The 16,033-nt window shown below is 60.6% G+C and carries 13 protein-coding genes and 2 tRNA genes; 11 read left to right on the top strand and 4 right to left on the bottom strand.

Features of this window, described 5'->3' with window-relative positions; translation table 11 throughout:
- Positions 1-135: 135 nt before the first annotated feature.
- A complete protein-coding gene (locus ACK543_RS06375) occupies positions 136-303 on the bottom strand; it encodes a hypothetical protein (protein ID WP_409942012.1) in 168 nt (55 codons plus the stop codon).
- Between the two features lie 124 nt (positions 304-427).
- Positions 428-1,378: an ornithine cyclodeaminase family protein gene (locus ACK543_RS06380; protein ID WP_409942013.1), complete on the bottom strand. Its 951-nt coding sequence runs from the start codon at positions 1,376-1,378 to the stop codon at positions 428-430.
- An 89-nt stretch (positions 1,379-1,467) separates the two neighbouring features.
- Between ACK543_RS06380 and ACK543_RS06385 the strand changes: the two genes are divergently transcribed.
- Positions 1,468-1,641 carry a hypothetical protein gene (locus tag ACK543_RS06385; RefSeq protein WP_409942014.1) on the top strand — a complete coding sequence of 58 codons (174 nt, stop codon included), beginning with the start codon at positions 1,468-1,470 and terminating at the stop codon, positions 1,639-1,641.
- 205 nt (positions 1,642-1,846) lie between these two features.
- Here the strand turns inward: ACK543_RS06385 and efp are convergent, their stop codons facing one another.
- On the bottom strand, positions 1,847-2,401 hold the full coding sequence (gene efp, locus ACK543_RS06390) for an elongation factor P (RefSeq protein ID WP_108616691.1): 555 nt from the start codon (positions 2,399-2,401) through the stop codon (positions 1,847-1,849).
- Positions 2,402-2,551: 150 nt separating this feature from the next.
- Positions 2,552-3,694, bottom strand: coding sequence for an elongation factor P maturation arginine rhamnosyltransferase EarP (gene earP, locus ACK543_RS06395; protein WP_409942022.1), 1,143 nt, complete (start codon positions 3,692-3,694; stop codon positions 2,552-2,554).
- 325 nt (positions 3,695-4,019) lie between these two features.
- Between earP and uvrC the strand changes: the two genes are divergently transcribed.
- From uvrC to ACK543_RS06445, 10 genes are all read left to right on the top strand, one after another.
- Positions 4,020-6,092: an excinuclease ABC subunit UvrC gene (gene uvrC / locus ACK543_RS06400; protein ID WP_409942015.1), complete on the top strand. Its 2,073-nt coding sequence runs from the start codon at positions 4,020-4,022 to the stop codon at positions 6,090-6,092.
- Positions 6,093-6,238: 146 nt separating this feature from the next.
- Positions 6,239-6,805, top strand: a complete 567-nt coding sequence (gene pgsA / locus ACK543_RS06405; RefSeq protein ID WP_409942016.1) for a CDP-diacylglycerol--glycerol-3-phosphate 3-phosphatidyltransferase — start codon at positions 6,239-6,241, stop codon at positions 6,803-6,805.
- Positions 6,806-6,878: 73 nt separating this feature from the next.
- Positions 6,879-7,964 carry a tartrate dehydrogenase gene (locus ACK543_RS06410; protein WP_409942017.1) on the top strand — a complete coding sequence of 362 codons (1,086 nt, stop codon included), beginning with the start codon at positions 6,879-6,881 and terminating at the stop codon, positions 7,962-7,964.
- A 501-nt stretch (positions 7,965-8,465) separates the two neighbouring features.
- Positions 8,466-8,738: an HU family DNA-binding protein gene (locus tag ACK543_RS06415; protein WP_011805814.1), complete on the top strand. Its 273-nt coding sequence runs from the start codon at positions 8,466-8,468 to the stop codon at positions 8,736-8,738.
- Between the two features lie 16 nt (positions 8,739-8,754).
- Positions 8,755-8,830 (top strand) — tRNA-Val (locus tag ACK543_RS06420).
- Positions 8,831-8,891: 61 nt separating this feature from the next.
- Positions 8,892-10,802 (top strand): SurA N-terminal domain-containing protein, encoded by a 1,911-nt coding sequence (locus tag ACK543_RS06425; protein WP_409942018.1) that lies wholly within the window; start codon positions 8,892-8,894, stop codon positions 10,800-10,802.
- 67 nt (positions 10,803-10,869) lie between these two features.
- Positions 10,870-10,945: transfer RNA gene (locus ACK543_RS06430), tRNA-His, on the top strand.
- A gap of 201 nt (positions 10,946-11,146) precedes the next feature.
- Positions 11,147-12,952 (top strand): site-specific DNA-methyltransferase, encoded by a 1,806-nt coding sequence (locus ACK543_RS06435; protein ID WP_409942019.1) that lies wholly within the window; start codon positions 11,147-11,149, stop codon positions 12,950-12,952.
- Positions 12,952-15,594 (top strand): DEAD/DEAH box helicase, encoded by a 2,643-nt coding sequence (locus tag ACK543_RS06440; RefSeq protein ID WP_409942020.1) that lies wholly within the window; start codon positions 12,952-12,954, stop codon positions 15,592-15,594. Before ACK543_RS06435 ends, ACK543_RS06440 begins: the two co-directional genes overlap by 1 nt.
- A 44-nt stretch (positions 15,595-15,638) precedes the next feature.
- Positions 15,639-15,890, top strand: a complete 252-nt coding sequence (locus ACK543_RS06445; RefSeq protein WP_409942021.1) for a hypothetical protein — start codon at positions 15,639-15,641, stop codon at positions 15,888-15,890.
- The last annotated feature ends 143 nt before the right edge of the window (positions 15,891-16,033 follow it).

The following is a 16,033-nucleotide window of genomic DNA, read 5'->3' on the forward strand; positions in this document are numbered from 1 at the left end:
CAGGGCATGATGAGCGTATATCTGGGGTGCCGGTCGGGTTTGTTGCGTTGAAATGGCCGGACTGGGGGTGAATATCGGGGTTTCTCTGCCCGGTTTCTGTGCGATTACGGAACCCGGGGGATTGGGGTCACGGATTCAGGACCATGCCAGAGCGCATGCATCAAACCGATGCAGCGCCTGGCCCAAAACGCCTAACAGGTCTTCGCGATCCTCGTCGCCCAGTACGATGGGCTCGCGCCGGTCGCCCCGAGAAGTCACGTAATACACAGCGCCGGGGAACTCGATGCGCAAGGGTCTTGCCATACTCACAAACTCCGCCGAGTTGGATGGAAGGGAAGTTTGTGCGGAGGGGAGGCAAAAGGCAAGACCTGACCCCGTTGGTCCGTGACCCCGTTGGTCCGTTTGCCGCCCGATGTGCTGGAGTGGCTCAATCCACAGCAGCGGATGTCGTACTATTTTTCTGCGGATGGTGCAGACGCTGTACTGCCAGGCGTGCTGCCACCAAGTCACTGAGCCCCACGCCCACGGCCTTAAACAGCATCACATCTTTGGCCGCGCTGCGCCAAGGCGTCCTAGAAGCCAGCATCTGCGCCAAATCGGCAATGCGTTCCATGTCGAGGCTTTGGTCGGCCAGCCCTTGCACAATCTCGCCCGCCTCTACCAAACTTTGGGGCTTCCACTCCACGATGACGCGGTTGCTGCGCAGGCGCGTGGTGGCGTCTATTTCGCTGCCGTTGGGCAAGCTCGTGCCCACGGCACACACACAGGCACCGCCTTTGAGCCATGCCCCATCAAACACGGGCTCTTTCGAACGCGTAATGGTCACCACCAAATCTGCGCCAGTGACCGCTACCTGGGGCGAAGTTTGGTAAACCTCCACGCCCAGTTGTGCCGCCAGTAGCGCACAGCTGCTGGCCACATCGGCGGTATCCACCACCGCAATTTCTTGAAAATTCAAGGCGGCTTGCAAGGCTTCCAAGTGGGTTCTTCCTTGAATTCCCAGGCCAAACAGGGCCAACTTCTTAGCGCCAGGATTCACTGTTTCACGGGCGACCCAAGTGGTCATAGCGGCCGTTCTGGCGCGGGTGATCTCGCCTGCAGGCATGACGTGGTGCTCGCCCGTGGCCAAGTCAAACAAGTTGAGTAAAAAGTTGAACTGCCCTTGCACACTGGTGTAGGTTTTGTAGGCGGCTACTTTGCGGCTCTCCCATACCGCCCCCATGCCGCTGAGTTTGTAGCTGCCGCAGTCAATGCGCTGGCGCACTTGTATGGCGGCGTCGCCTGTGCGCAAAGACTCGAATGCTAGGGGCAAGTCTTGCAACACATCCTGCCAGGTTATGACCTGGCCCACTTGCGCATCAGTGTAGGTAAAAATCATCGTGCATAGTCGTAGTCTTGAGTCTGCATCGTAAGTGGATTCGCCGCTACCAAGCCATCACAAATGCACAAGGCAAATAACGGGAAGTTATGGCTTTTATTGCGCATGTCGATGACGATCAGGTCATTGCCGCCGCTGTCGCAGCGCGCGCCGATCTGATCGTCTCGGGGGATCTCAAGCATCTGCTGCCCCTGGGCAGTCATCAGGGCATCGACATCGTCGATGCGGCTGAGGCGGTCAGGCGCATCGCAGCGGGCGCATAGAACAACGCCCGCGCAGGGCGGGCGTTGTCGTGTTCGCGAACGGCTACTCGTGTGGCGAGTCCATCTTGTCGAGAAGCGCCCCCACCTCTTTCAGTAGAGCAGCTACGCGCGCACGATCCGCACCGATCCGGGTCTCGAACTCGAACACTGCAATTCCATTGCAAACTTCGTTGAGCGCAGCGTTCACGAAGTGCTGCACGCAGGTTTACACGCGCTTGCGGTATTCGCCGGTGCGGGTGTCGATTTCGATTTTGTCGCCCTGGCTCACGAACAGGGGTACGGGCACTTCAAAGCCGGTGGCGATTTTGGCGGGCTTCATGACCTTGCCGGACGTGTCGCCCTTGACGGCAGGTTCGGTCCAGGTGATTTCGCGCTCGACGCTGGTGGGCAGTTCGACCGAGATGGCCTTGCCGTCGTAGAACACCACTTCAACAGCCATGCCGTCTTCCAGGTAGTTCAGCGAGTCGCCCATGTTCTCGGCTTCCACTTCGTACTGGTTGTACTCGGTGTCCATGCACACGTACATGGGGTCGGCAAAGTAGGAGTAGGTGCACTCCTTCTTGTCGAGGATGACGTTGTCGATCTTGTCGTCGGCCTTGAACACGACTTCAGTTCCGAAGTTGCCGATGAGGCTCTTGAGCTTCATGCGCACGGTGGCTGCACCGCGGCCGCCGCGGGCGTATTCGGTCTTCAGGACCACCATGGGGTCCTTGCCGTGCATGATGACGTTGCCGGCGCGGATTTCTTGAGCGATTTTCATAGCAGGTTGCTTGGGTTGGGGCCGCTCAACGCGGGGGCAGGAGGTCTTCTGGGGCTCAGAAGGCGCGCCGTGCCCATGCATGTTCTGCGGCAAAAGTGCGCAAGGCTGGGCACGGGTGTGCAGCGCCTGAATTGCGCAAAGCCTTGGATTTTACCGTTTTTCGGCTACAAACCGCAGGATTTGCGTGGTGAGGTCGTCTTGCGTCAGCAGGCGTTGCCGTGCCGCGCGCGCGCACATTGTCCACTCGGCCAGGGTGTCGTCATCGGGCCATTGCAGGCGCGCGCTGTCCAGCCCGTTCCAGGTGGCATGGAACCGCCGCAGCGATTGCGGGGCCTGCAGCCAGTCCAGAAAAGCCCAGAGTTTGTCGTGGTGGGCGTTGTCATGCTGCGGGTAGATGTGCCACACAAAGGCTTGGCCCGCCCACAGGGCACGCACCAGAGAGTCCTCGCCCCTTACGGCGTTGAAGTCGCAGGCCCACAGCAGCTCGTCAAACGCTGCCTGGGGCCGGTGGGGGATGTAGGACAAGGACAGCAGCCCCCGCTGGTCTTGTCGAAGCTGCTGCGTTGCGCTGCCTGTGGGCTCGCCCAGCGCGGCCCGAACAGCGGCTGTGGGCCGGCCAGGGGTGACCAGCAACTGGGTAGGCTGCAGCGCACACTGCTGTAGCAGGTTGCTGAGTGCAGGGGGCTCGTAACAGAACAGCGACACCCAGCGGGTGCCCGGCGCTTCGCCTGCCCCGTTGAACAGGGCCCGATGCTCTGCGCGCCAGACGCTGGGGTCAAACGCCTCGCGCTGCTCCATCAGGTGGGGCTCGCGCAGCAGGCCGCCGGTGCCCGCAGTGAAGCCGGGGTAGAAGAACCACCGCGTCCACCCCGACGCCGGGCCCGACAGGATGGGTGAGGGCAGGCGGTGGGTGCGCGCCACGTAAGCCTCTGCCGACAGGTACTCCAGATTGATCCAGACAGGCTTGGAGCGATTTTGCCCATGTGCGCCTGTGGAATTTATGCAATATGCTACAAATTCGGGAGCAATATCGCAGCCGAATGCCTCCACCATCACATCGGTTGGCGTCTCGTTCGGCCCCGGCGGCGGCGCGCCCCAGGGGCGTACCTCCACCCCGGGGCAGCCACCAGGGGCCATCCATTGCAGCGCCGATGCATCGTCCACCCAGAGGCGCACGCGGTGTCCCAGGCCCGCCAATTGCGCCACCAGACGCCAGCACACGCCGATGTCGCCAAAGTTGTCGATCACGCGACAGAACACATCCCATTGCAGGGTAGGAAGGGGGCGGTGCATGGTCATGGGGCGGGTGGAGGTGGTTGCGAGCGCAGGTCGGCCGCCAGCCGCCGCGCCACGCTGAAGAAAGATTCTTGCAAGCGCACGCACAGCACAAGCCCTGCAGCTGTTGCCTGCCGATTTTGACGCCATCCGCGCAAGACAGTTGCCCCGCTGAATGTGGGCAAGCCAGTGTCACCCATCGCGACCGAAGCCCAAGCCATGACCCCTGCGAGTCCGATGCTCCGGCGCTTCTTCATAGATGTTTGCGCGTGTTGGATAAACGCCAGCCGCTGTTGATTTGATGGCGACTCAGCCCGGCCGCGCGCACAGCCACAATACGCGCATGTCTGACGTGCATTCCGAAGAGATCCTGGCGCAGGTGGCCGCGCTGCCGCCATTGCCGGGGGTGTACCGCTATTTCGACGCCCAGGGCGCGCTGTTGTATGTGGGCAAGGCCCGGCACCTCAAGCGCCGCGTGTCCAGCTACTTCACCAAGAACCATGGGGGGACGCGGATCGGCCACATGGTCAGCAAGATTGCGCGGCTGGAGACCACGGTGGTGCGCTCCGAGGCCGAGGCGCTGCTGCTGGAAAACAACCTGATCAAGACACTGAACCCCAAGTTCAACATTCTGTTCAGGGACGACAAGAGCTACCCCTACCTCAAGATCACTGGCACCGAGGGCGCTGCGGGCGATGCGCTGGGCCAAGTGTTTCCGCGCATGGCCTACTACCGCGGCGCGGTGGACAAGAAGCACCGCTATTTCGGGCCGTACCCCAGCGCCTGGGCGGTCAAGGAGACCATCCAGTTGCTGCAAAAGGTGTTTCGCCTGCGCACCTGTGAAGACACCGTGTTTGCCAACCGAACGCGGCCATGCCTGCTCTACCAGATCAAACGCTGCACCGGGCCCTGCGTGGATTTGATTTCGCGCCAGGCCTATGCGGCGGATGTGCAGCACGCTGAGGCTTTGTTGCGTGGCGAGACGCAGGAGGTGCTGCGTGCCTTGGAGGCGCGCATGATGGCGCACTCGGACCGCCTGGAGTTCGAGCAGGCGGCCGACGTGCGCAACCAGATCCAGGCGCTGTCTCGGGTGCTGCACCAGCAGTCCATCGAGATTGCCGATGACAGGGATGTGGACGTGCTGGCCGTGCGGGTGCAGGGCGGCCGCGCTTGTGTGAACCTGGCCATGGTGCGTGGGGGGCGGCACCTGGGTGACCGGCCGTACTTCCCTGTGCATGTGGAAGATGCTGCCGCCATCTTCGAAGAAGAGCCCGAGCAGGGCGCGCCCGGATCGTCAGCCGCAGATGCGCCCGAGGATGGTGCCGCTGGGGCGCCTGATGGGCACGGCGAGTGCAACCTGGCCGCCCCGCAGGAGCGACGCGCCCCCAAACCGGTCGAGGTGCAGGTGCTCGAAGCCTTCATTGCCCAACACTATCTCGGGGTGCCGGTGCCCCCCGTGCTGGTCACCAGCGAGCCGGTGGACAAGGGTCTGCTGCAGGCGCTGGGTGAGCAGTGCGGGACCCGCGTGACTGCGGTGCACCAGCCGCGCGAGCAACGCCGCGCCTGGCTGGACATGGCGCAAAAGAATGCCGACCTGCAGCTGGCCCGGCTGCTGGCCGAGGAAGGCTCGCAGCAGGCCCGCACCCGGGCCCTGGCCGAGGCGCTGGACCTGCCGCCTGATGAGCTGGACCTGCTCACCATCGAGTGTTTTGACATCTCGCACACGGCGGGCGAATCGACGCAGGCCTCGTGCGTGGTGTTTCACCACCACAAGATGCAGAGCAGCGAATACCGTCGCTACAAGATCGAGGGCATTACAGGGGGCGACGACTATGCTGCCATGCGCCAGGTACTCACCCGCCGCTACAGCAAGGTGGCTGATGCTGCCCGCGAGGCGGGTGGCATCGACTTTGCCGCCCATCCTGCCCCGGGGGGCGATGAAGCTGTCAAGCCCAAGGGCGTGGCGCGGCTGCCCGACCTGGTACTGATCGACGGTGGCAAGGGCCAGGTCAGCGTGGCGCGGGAAGTGTTTACGTCGCTGGGGCTGGACCTTTCGCGCATCGTCGGCGTTGAAAAAGGCGAGGGCCGCAAGGTCGGGCTGGAAGAGCTCGTGTTCGCCGATGGCCGCGAGAAGGTCTACCTGGGCAAGGATTCGGCAGCGCTCATGCTGGTGGCCCAGATCCGCGACGAGGCCCACCGTTTTGCCATCACGGGCATGCGTGCGGCACGCGCCAAAGTGCGCGTGGGCGGAAGTCAACTGGAGGAGATACCCGGCGTCGGCCCCAAGAAGCGCGCGCGGCTTCTGCAGCGCTTTGGCGGCGTTCGTGGCGTGGCCTCGGCCAGCATGGAAGACCTGGCCACGGTCGAGGGCATATCGCGCGAACTGGCCGAAGAAATCTACCGGGCCTTGCGCTGAACCTGCACGCCGAGGCGGCAGGCAGCGCAGTTGCCGTCGCGTTGCCGTACCGGGAGCAGCGCTCCGTCAGGCTCCGTCGCAGTTGCTGGCTGACTGCGTGCCGCGCAAGCGCCGGACCGCACTTCAGTCATGACACAATCATCCTCATGTTCTGGACGATCCCCACCCTGATGACCTGGACGCGCATCGTCGCGATACCTTTGATCGTGGGGGTGTTCTATGCACCTATTGACCCCGCCACGCGCAACCTGATTGCCACGGTGATGTTTGTGGTGTTTGCCGCCACGGACTGGCTGGACGGCTACCTTGCGCGCAAGTTGAACCAGACTTCGTCATTCGGCGCTTTTCTCGATCCGGTGGCAGACAAGTTTTTGGTGTGCGCGTCGCTGCTGGTTCTGGTGCATCTGCAGCGCGCAGACGTCTTTGTGGCGCTCATCATCATCGGGCGCGAGATAGCGATATCGGCCTTGCGCGAATGGATGGCGCAGATTGGCGCCAGCAAAAGCGTGGCTGTGCACATGATTGGCAAGGTCAAGACCACAGTCCAGATGGTGGCCATCCCCTTCCTGCTGTACGACGGTCGCCTTTTTGGCGTGGTGGATACGGGCGTCTGGGGGACGTGGCTGATATGGATATCGGCCGTGCTGACGGTGTGGTCGATGGTGTATTACCTGCAAAAGGCGCTGCCTGAGATCCGCGCACGCGTCAGATAAGCGTGTTGAGCGTCATGGGCTTCAGGGCGGCGGCTCCCCATGAACATCAAGCCATTGTTTCAGGAGCTATTTCATGGCCAAGCACCGCATCGCTGTGATTGCTGGCGACGGCATCGGCAAGGAAGTCATGCCCGAAGGCCTGCGCGTGATGGATGCTGCGGCCCGCCGCTTTGGCATTGACCTGCAGTTCGACCATTTCGATTTTTCAAGCTGGGATTACTACGCCAGGCACCGAAAGATGCTGCCCGACAACTGGAAGGACCAGATTGGCGGGCACGAGGCCATCTATTTCGGCGCGGTGGGCTGGCCCGAGAAGATTGCCGATCATGTTTCGCTGTGGGGTTCGCTGCTGCTGTTCCGGCGCGAGTTTGACCAGTACGTCAATTTGCGACCCGCGCGCCTGATGCCTGGCGTGATCGCGCCGGTGGTGCGCCGCGATGGCAGCCCGCGCATGCCCGGCGAGATCGACATGATGATCGTGCGCGAAAACACCGAAGGCGAGTACTCCAGCATCGGAGGCCGCATGTTCGAGGGCACCGCGCGCGAGATCGTGATGCAGGAAACCGTGATGTCCCGCCACGGTGTGGATCGCGTTCTGAAATTTGCGTTCGAGCTGGCCCGGTCACGCCCCAAAAAGCACCTGACCAGCGCCACCAAGTCCAACGGCATCGCCATCACCATGCCGTACTGGGACGAACGGGTGGCCGCGATGGCGCATGCATATCCCGATGTGACAGTGGACAAGTTCCATATCGACATCCTCACCGCGCACTTTGTGCAGCGCCCGGACATGTTTGACGTGGTGGTCGCCAGCAACCTGTTCGGCGACATCCTGTCCGACCTGGGGCCGGCCTGCACTGGCACGATCGGCATTGCGCCCAGCGCCAACCTCAATCCATCGCGCACCATGCCCTCACTGTTTGAGCCGGTGCACGGCTCGGCACCGGATATTGCTGGCAGGGGCATCGCCAACCCGATCGGCCAGATATGGTGCGGCGCGATGATGCTGGATTTTCTGGGCTACCGCGATGCCCACGATGCGGTGCTCGTCGCCATCGAGAAGGTTCTGAATCCGCATAGCGGCGCGCCGCGCACGCCGGACCTTGGGGGCAATGCAGGCACTGAGGATGTGGGGCGCGCGGTCGCCAGTGCGATCTGAGCATGACGCGACGCGAGGCGCCTGACGGACTTGGAGACCGTCGTCTGCCAATCGACCGCAATGGTCCATTTTTGGCGTCGCTGCTCTTCAAGAGCGCCGCCTTTTGCCCCATGGCTCGGCGATAGGGCTGCAAATTCTGCAAAAACTGCCCTTGCTGGGGTCGAATCTCGCTTTCGACGCTCCAGGTCCGGCGTGCTTATAGGCCGCGCTGCGCGGGTGCTGTCAATACGTAATGCTGCCCATACGGCGTGTATGCGACACGACAGCCTCGCACGCCCTGCCGCACCTTGAAATGCGACTAGAATCTGGGCGGTTTGCTGGCGCGAGACAACGTGTTGTATTGACACACGGAACTCAATGGCTTTACCCTCAAGCCGCGTCCACGCTGTTTTTGCCAACCATTACACCCCCAAATTCCGGCGACCTCCAAGGTAGCGCTTTGCTGTGTAAAAACCAGATTCCCCCGAGACAACCATCAACTCTTTCCCCGAGAGGCCTCTTGTGAACAAAACCGAATTGATCGAGCACATCGCTAACAACGCCGACATCTCCAAGGCCGCTGCCGCGCGTGCCCTGGAATCCACGATCGAGGCAGTCAAGAAGACTCTGAAGAAGGGCGGTACTGTCTCGCTCGTCGGTTTCGGCACCTTTGCCGTGGGCAAGCGCGCTGCGCGCACGGGTCGCAATCCCCGCACCGGAGCTACGATTAAAATCAAAGCTGCTAAAGTTCCGAAGTTCCGTCCTGGCAAGGCCCTCAAAGACGCCTTGAACTGACCTTCAAGTTCAGGTGGGGTCCTTAGCTCAGTTGGTAGAGCGGCTCCTTTACACGGAGTAGGTCGGCGGTTCGAGACCGTCAGGACCCACCATCACCGAACAAAGGCGAACACTTGTTCGCCTTTTGTTTTTTTGTCCTCTGAAAGATCGACCATGTTTGAAGCCATCCGCAAGCACTCCAAGATCGTCATGATCTTATTGTTCTTGCTGATCATTCCTTCGTTTGTGCTGGTGGGTATCGATTCCAACTACTTCACTGAAAAAAGCCCGGTAGTGGCCCGCGTCGATGGTGTCGATATCAAGCAGGCCGAGTGGGACAACGCGCATCGAATCGAAAGCGACCGTCTGCGTGCCCAGTCGCCTGGGGTAGATCCGAAGCTTCTGGACTCGCCACAGGCCCGATATGCCACCCTGGAGCGCATGGTTCGCGACCGAGTTCTCGCCGCGGCCGTGAAAGACATGCACTTGGCAACCACGGACGCGCGGCTGGCACGCAGCCTGCAGGAAATCCCTGCCATTGCCGGCCTGCGCCGTGCGGACGGCACACTCGACGCAGAGGCATACCGCAACCTGGTCGCAAGCCAGGGGCTGACTCCCGAGGGCTTTGAGGCCAACGTCCGCCAGGACCTTTCGATCAGTCAGGTGATGGGAGGCGTCATCAGCACGGCCTTTGGTACCAATGCCCAGGCCAAGGTGGCCATGGACGCCCTGTACGAGCGCCGCGAGGTGCAGGTGGTGCGCTTCAAGGCCCAGGATTTTGCGAGCAAGGTATCTCCTTCGGAGGCCGACCTGGAGGCTTACTACAAGGCGCATCCGGCCCGGTTTCAGCAACAGGAGCAGGCGTCCATCGAGTATGTTGTGCTCGACCTGGACGCCGTGCGCGCCGGCCTGACGCTCAATGAGGACGACCTGCGCAGCTATTACAAGGAAAACCTTGACCGCCTTGGCGGCAAGGAAGAGCGGCGCGCCAGTCACATCCTGGTCAATGCATCCAAAGATGCCTCCACCGCCGACCGCGAAAAAGCCATGGCTCGCGCAACGCAACTGCTGGAGCAGGTTCGCAAAACGCCTTCGAGCTTTGCCGATGTCGCCAAAAAATCGTCGGATGACACCGGTTCAGCCATTGCAGGCGGCGACCTGGGCTTTTTCGCGCGGGGCGCGATGGTCAAGCCGTTCGAGACGGAAGTCTTCGGGTTGAAAAAGGGTGAAATCAGCGATGTCGTGGAGACCGATTTCGGCTACCACGTCATCCAGCTCACCGACATCAAGACCCCGCGCCAACCGTCTTTCGAAGAGCTTCGCCCCACCCTGGAGGCCGAGCTCAAGCAACAGCAGGCACAACGCAAGTTTGCCGAGGTGGCAGAGGTTTTCTCCAACAGCGTGTACGAGCAGGCTGACAGCCTTCAGCCCGTGGCTGACAAACTCAAGCTCAAGCTTCAGGCTGCCACGGGTCTTACGCGCACGCCGGCCCCAGGCGCGCAGGGCGCCCTGGGCAATGCGAAGTTCATCGAGGCGCTGTTTTCAGCCGACTCGCTGGAGAACAAGCGCAATACCGAAGCCGTCGAAATCGGCCCCAGTCAGCTGGTCGCCGGACGGGTTGTGGCCTACACCCCTGCCAAGACCCTCCCGCTGGACGACGTGCGCCTTCGCGTGCGGGCGCTGTATGTGGCTGAAAAATCCGCCGAAATGGCGCGCCAGGAAGGTGCGGCGAAACTGGCTGCATGGAAGGCCGCCCCGGCAAGCGCCACGGGTTTGGGCGCAGCGCTGGAAATCTCGCGCGAACAGCCCCAGAACCTGCCCCGAACGATCGTTGACGCAGCGCTGCGCAGCCCCACCGATGCATTGCCAGGCTGGGTGGGCGTTGACCTTAGCGGCGAAGGCTATGCCGTGGTCAAGGTCAACCGGGTCATCGCACGCCAGGCGCCCGACCCCCAGCGAGCGTTTCAGGAGCGCCAGCAGTACGTGCAATGGTTGACCGCAGCTGAGGGTCTTGCCTATTACGAACTGCTCAAACAACGCTTCAAGGCTCAGATCAAGGCGCCCCGCCCAGCGGCAGTGGAGTAGGTGTCCGCAGAAAAGTGATCGGGGTTTTTCTTTGCTTGAAAATCCCGGGCTATAATCGCAGGCTACGGTGGCTGTAGCTCAGTTGGTAGAGTCCAGGATTGTGATTCCTGTTGTCGTGGGTTCGAGCCCCATCAGCCACCCCAAAAGATAAGGAAGCCCTGCTACCAGTAAGGTAGCGGGGTTTTTTCTTTTCTGTCCGTTGTAATACGGTTGCGGAGTTCGGGCCCCGGCACCATGCACAAAAAAAGCCCGTTGGTAGGGCTTCTGGGGTCGTTGGCCCAGCGCAAGCTCACAGGCGATCAGCGCCACGGAGTTGCTACGAACAGCAAAACGGAAGGACCGCGGTGTCAGAACTATTCTTCAAAGGCAAAGAGTTCGTTTTCAATCACCATTTGACGGTGCCCCATCGGCCGCTGGTGCCCGATCCGCAGAAGTCGGTGGGACAGCCGCGCTTGGACGGCAATCTCGTGATCCAGGGCGACAACCTCCATGCCCTCAAGTCGCTATTGCCGATGTACGCCGGTCGGGTGGACTGCGTGTTCATTGACCCGCCTTACAACACGGGAAATGAAGGTTGGTCGTACAACGACAATGTGAACAGCCCCATGCTGCAGGAGTGGCTGCGGTCCAATCCGATCGGGATTGAGGACGGGCTGAGGCACGACAAATGGTGCGCCATGATGTGGCCACGCTTGCGCCTGCTGCATGAATTGCTCAGCGACGCAGGCAGCATCTGGATCACGTTGGATGACAACGAGGTCCACAGGGCCAGGTCAATGCTGGACGGCATTTTTGGTGAGCATAATTTTGTTGCCACCTGCATCTGGCACAAGAATTACTCGCCAAAACCTTCTGCGCAGTATTTTTCCGAAGACCACGACTATCTGCTGGTCTATGCCAAAAAAAAGGAAGTCTGGCGTCCCAATCTCTTGGAGCGTACGGATGACATGAATGCGCGCTACTCCAATCCAGACAATGATGCGCGTGGTCCGTGGAAGCCAGGGGATCTATCTGCCCGTAACTATTACAGCGAAGGTGTGTATCCGATTACTTGCCCATCTGGGCGTGTGATCGATGGCCCGCCGGGTGGTAATTACTGGCGCGTCAAGGAGTCCAAATTCAAGGAAATGGATCGTGATGGCCGAATCTGGTGGGGTGAGGATGGGAACAACATTCCAGCGATAAAGCGGTTTCTTTCTGAGGTTAAGTCAGGTCGTGTTCCTCAGACTTTATGGGAGCATTCTGAAGTCGGCCACACACAGGATGCAAAGAAAGAACTGCTTAGTATTCTGGATTTCGAGCGTGCAGATGATGTGTTCGTGACGCCGAAGCCAGTTGCCCTGCTGAGTCGGATACTTGAGCTGGCCACCACTGAACACTCCATAGTGCTGGACTCTTTCGCGGGATCCGGCACCACTGGTCATGCGGTCCTGGCTGCTAACAAGTCCGACGGCGGTGACCGCAAGTTCATCCTCGTGGAGTGTGAGGGCTATGCCGATGCCTTGACGGCAGAGCGCCTGCGCAGAGTGATCAATGGCTATGCGTTCCAGGGGAATCATAGAACCGAATTGCTGAACAGGCCATTTACGTTCACCGACCTCAAGAAGGCCGACAAGCTGTTGGATGACATTGCGGCCATAGAGAACTTGGAAGGCTCGCAGTACGACAAGGTAGAGAAGAAGATCAAGGACGGCGTGCTTCTGGTTGAAGGTGTCAAGCAGATCGCCGAACGCATGGAAGGCCTGGGCGGCGAGTTCACTTACTGCACTTTGGGTGAGGCCGTAGACCTGGATCGAATGCTCACGGGCGAAGTACTGCCTTCGTTTGAGCAGTTGGGAGCTTTGCTGTTCCACATGGCCACTAACGAGGCGTTCAACCCCTCTGGCATGAGTGAGCAGGACGGCTACCTGGGCGAATCTGCCATCTATCACGTATGGCTGATTTACAAGCCTGCGTTGGATTTCCTCAAGTGCAAGGACGCCGCGCTGACACTGGCGAAAGCGCAGGCCTTAGTAGCGGCCAAGCCCGGAAAGCGCCATCTGGTCTTTGCGCCCGCCAAGTTCGTTTCTCAGAAGTTGCTGGACGAGGCCAAGGTGCCGGTGGAGTACGCTCCGCTGCCTTGGGCGCTGTACCGCGTCGATCGGGGCTGATGATGGCGATGCGCCAGCTTGAATACCAAACCAAGGCCCTGCAGCAACTGGATCGATATGTTTTGGCCCTCGCTCAGCAGAAGGTCAAGGCCGACAAAATTTCTGCCGCCAACGCGGTGGAAACGGACCCTGACCTGATTCGGCCAGTCCCTGACTTCACCGAGAAGGCCTGGGAGGCGTTGCGCGCAGATGGCTGGCTTCCAGCCTCGCGCGTTGGGCTGCCGTTTACCTCGCGCAAGGACGGCGTAGGTCGGCCTGTTCCCAATGTCGTCTTGAAAGTGCCCACAGGTGGCGGCAAGACGTTTCTGGGCGTGCAGTCCCTGGTGCCGATTTTTGCGCGCTATCTCTCGAAAGTGACGGGCTTGGTGCTGTGGGTCGTGCCGAACGAAGCGATCTACGCCCAGACCAAGGCGCAGTTCCTCAATCGCCAGCACCCCAACAGGCAGACCCTTGATCTGATTTCGGGGAACGCTGTTCGGATCCTCGAAAAAGACGATGTGCTGGACGCTCGCGACGTTGAGAGCCATCTTTGCCTGATGTTGCTCATGTTGCAGTCATCGAACCGCGAAAACAAAGAGTCCCTGAAGATGTTCAGGGACAGGGGCGATGTGCGCGGATTCTTTCCGCCAGAAGGAGATCAAGAGGCCCATGCGGTCGCCCTCAAGGCCACTCCCAACATGGATATCTACGATCTGGCAGGCTCGTCCTATCCGTGGCCACAGGTCAAGGATTCTTTGGGCAATGCGTTGCGGCTGATTCGCCCGGTGGTGGTCCTTGATGAGGGGCACAAGGCCATGTCTGCCCTGGCGGTTTCCACGTTGTACGGCTTCAATCCGTGTTTCGTGCTCGAGCTGACGGCCACTCCTAAGGACGTTGCTGCCAAGACCGGCAAGAACCCATTGCCAGCTCTGTATGCACCCGTCCTCGTGGAAGTTAGCGGCAAGGACCTGGACCGCGAGGGCATGATCAAGATGCCTTTGAACCTCGATCCGCGACAGGGGGCTGATTGGCACGCCACCTTGGCTGCAGCGGTCGAACGCATCCGCTCTTTGGACCAGACCGCGAGCAGTTTTCAGGCGGAATCTGGTCGCTACATCCGTCCCATCCTTCTGGTGCAAGTTCAACGCACGGGCAGTGACCAGCGCGATGGGGAACACATCCACGCGCTTGACGTTAAGGAGTGGCTGCTGTCCACGGCAGGCTTTGAAGAGCCTGAGATAGCGGTCAAGACGGCAGACACCAACGACCTGTCGGCGAACGAAAACCAGGATCTGATGAGTCCGATGAATCGCGTGAGGGTCATCATCACCAAACAAGCCTTGCAGGAAGGCTGGGACTGCCCCTTTGCCTATGTGCTATGCGCCTTGTCCGCCAGTTCCAATCTGTCGGCCATGACGCAGCTAATTGGGCGAATCCTGCGTCAGCCTCAAGCCTCACGGACGGGCATCGCCGCGTTGGATGAGTGCTACGTCATCACCCATCACGGGGAGACCTCCGAAGTGGTTGCGGCCATCAAGAGCGGCCTAGAAAGCGATGGCATGGGCGATCTGGTGCAAGAGGTCAAGTTGAGTAACGGGTCGAACTCACCCGGCGCGCGCAAGGTGAATCGTAGGCCCAGCTTTGCCAAGGCGGAGATTTTCTTGCCTCAGGTACTGCGTGTGGCAGACGGAGTGCAGCGCCCGCTGGACTACGAAGAAGACGTGCTGTTTTCGGTGGATTGGGCAGGGCTTGAAGTGGCGCCGTTCGTTGCCAAGATCCCGGACAACGCTTCAGGTGCAGAGCGCCAGATGCGGCGCATATCGCTCGCTGACAGCGGTGATCAGCGCATCGTGGATGAAGTGACAGGCTTCAATGATGAGCGGCTGCGCTTCGATGTTACCTATGCCGTTCGGATGATTGGGGACGTCGTCTCGAACCCCTGGATCGGGCGGGACATTGTGGGCGCGGTGCGCGATGGCCTGACGGAACGCGGCTTCACAGAGGCCAAGCTCGGCAGCATCGCCAGTCTGGTCGTGGAGGAACTGCGCGCTTGGCTTGTGGAACAGCGAGACATCAAGGCGGAAGCCCTGTTTCGTGCGGAAGTGGCTGCTGGCCGCATTCAGTTCCGGCTGCGTTCCGATGGTCGCAATTGGCGGATGCCAATGGAGGCGGAGACTTACGAGCCGGAAGGCGCTGAACAGCTCGCTGGCAAGGATGGTTTACCCCTCACCAAGAGCATTTTTTCCCCGGTCTACAAGGGCGACTTCTCCAACCCGGATGAGCGGGACATTGCCGTTTATCTGGATGGCGAGGCCGCACTGCGTTGGTGGCATCGCAACGTCGCTCGCTCGAATTTTCACGTGCAGGGTTGGAAGCGCGAGCGCATCTACCCGGACTTCATCTTTGCCGTTCAGCATGATTCCAAAGATGACCGCTACGTGGTGCTGGAGATGAAGGGGGACCACCTGAAGGGTAACGATGACACGAGATATAAGCAAGCCGTCCTGCAGCTCATGTCAAATGCCTACAAGGTCGAGAACGTGGCGCGTGTCGGAGAACTGGAGCTCGTAGGGCAGTCGGGCGGCGTGGAAGTCGATTGCGACCTAGTGCTGTTCAAAGAGTGGAAGACGAAGCTTCCACCGAAGCTGCAGATTCAGAGCTAAGGAGGCCGCGTCTTGTCCTGTCTGTCATCGGCAAGGAGTCACATATGCGTGGAGTGTTCGGACTGGTTGGTTTGGTCGTGGTGTTGGCCATCGTGGGCATGCTGGCCAAAAAGCAGTTGACGGCCGCGCGCGCCCCGGCAGGTGCCGCTTCCGGTGCCGCAGCCGTCGCTACGGATGCGGCCCTGGAGCGGGCGGGCAATTTGCAAGAGCACAGCCGTCAGGTGCAAGAGCAAGTTCGCCAGCAGATGGAAGGGCTCATGCAGCAGGCGCGGCCGATGCCTGACAGTGAAAAGTGATGACGCGGATTCAACAACAAAGTGCATCGTTAAAAAGCTAGGTTGGCTCAGGAGGCATAGGATGTCCTCCCCGACCTAGCCGTCATGGAAAGACACGATGCCCTATACACACCTGAGCCGAGAACAACGATACCAAATTCATG

Source organism: Acidovorax sp., from assembly GCF_046341535.1.
Lineage (GTDB): Bacteria > Pseudomonadota > Gammaproteobacteria > Burkholderiales > Burkholderiaceae_C > Acidovorax.

Excerpts from the sequence above, each read along its gene's own strand:
- ACK543_RS06445 (WP_409942021.1), top strand. The coding sequence starts at position 15,639 with ATGCGTGGAGTGTTCGGACTGGTTGGTTTGGTCGTGGTGTTGGCCATC.
- ACK543_RS06375 (WP_409942012.1), bottom strand. The coding sequence starts at position 303 with ATGGCAAGACCCTTGCGCATCGAGTTCCCCGGCGCTGTGTATTACGTG.
- ACK543_RS06425 (WP_409942018.1), top strand. The coding sequence starts at position 8,892 with ATGTTTGAAGCCATCCGCAAGCACTCCAAGATCGTCATGATCTTATTG.
- ACK543_RS06410 (WP_409942017.1), top strand. The coding sequence starts at position 6,879 with ATGGCCAAGCACCGCATCGCTGTGATTGCTGGCGACGGCATCGGCAAG.
- efp (WP_108616691.1), bottom strand. The coding sequence starts at position 2,401 with ATGAAAATCGCTCAAGAAATCCGCGCCGGCAACGTCATCATGCACGGC.
- earP (WP_409942022.1), bottom strand. The coding sequence starts at position 3,694 with ATGCACCGCCCCCTTCCTACCCTGCAATGGGATGTGTTCTGTCGCGTG.
- uvrC (WP_409942015.1), top strand. The coding sequence starts at position 4,020 with ATGTCTGACGTGCATTCCGAAGAGATCCTGGCGCAGGTGGCCGCGCTG.
- pgsA (WP_409942016.1), top strand. The coding sequence starts at position 6,239 with ATGTTCTGGACGATCCCCACCCTGATGACCTGGACGCGCATCGTCGCG.
- ACK543_RS06440 (WP_409942020.1), top strand. The coding sequence starts at position 12,952 with ATGATGGCGATGCGCCAGCTTGAATACCAAACCAAGGCCCTGCAGCAA.
- ACK543_RS06385 (WP_409942014.1), top strand. The coding sequence starts at position 1,468 with ATGGCTTTTATTGCGCATGTCGATGACGATCAGGTCATTGCCGCCGCT.
- ACK543_RS06380 (WP_409942013.1), bottom strand. The coding sequence starts at position 1,378 with ATGATTTTTACCTACACTGATGCGCAAGTGGGCCAGGTCATAACCTGG.